A 679-nucleotide genomic window follows, 5' to 3' on the forward strand; every position below is an offset into this window, starting at 1 on the left:
TGAGCCTGGTCGATCGTCGCGCACCAGAGGCTCGGCCGCTTCACGGTCCTGTGCCGGGCTGCCTGCTCCGACAGGATTACGTCCGGGTCCGTGAACGCGAAATCCCCCTCGGGAGCGATGATGCGCCGCGCTTCGGCATACGGAGCGTCCGCGTAGATTCGCGCGATCGTCAGCGGCTGACCGACTTCCGCGGCCTGCATGGCCGCGTAGATGCGGAACACCATGAGGTACAGGAACGGGCGCAGTTTCCTGCCGCGCCCCTGCAGCGTGATGATGTGCTCGCGCAGGAGATCGAGAAAATCCGGCCGGACGACGCCGAACAGGATCGAAACCGCGACGAGCAGCGCGGAACCGGCGAGCAACGCCTTCTCAAAGCGGTGGCTCGGCGACCGCATCGGGGTGCGGAACCCGTACTCCGCGAAGTGCGCGACCGGATCGACCCCCGCCAGCGCGACGTCCTGATACCGGCTCAGGTAGAACTGCCGGTCGACAAGCGCCCGGGCCAACCAGATCTTCATGGGTTTGGGTGATCGGCTCATCGGGGTGTGTCCTGCATCCCGTTCAGCGGCGCGCCGGTCCCGCGCGACACCGGACCGGCCCGTTATAGGATCGCTCCATGGTGGCGGGCCGCGTCGGCCTTGTCGGCCAGCAGGCGGGCGTAGCGGTCGCGCTCGAAGAC

1 protein-coding gene is annotated in these 679 nt (G+C 67.7%); it reads right to left on the reverse strand.

The window, feature by feature from the left end; translation table 11 throughout:
• Positions 1-518, reverse strand: a 518-nt coding sequence (locus NS334_RS17215) for a hypothetical protein (RefSeq protein WP_206542738.1), incomplete at its 3' end; no start/stop codon positions are given.
• Positions 519-679: the final 161 nt, after the last annotated feature.

The organism is Sphingomonas endophytica (genome assembly GCF_001476895.1).
GTDB lineage: Bacteria > Pseudomonadota > Alphaproteobacteria > Sphingomonadales > Sphingomonadaceae > Sphingomonas > Sphingomonas endophytica_A.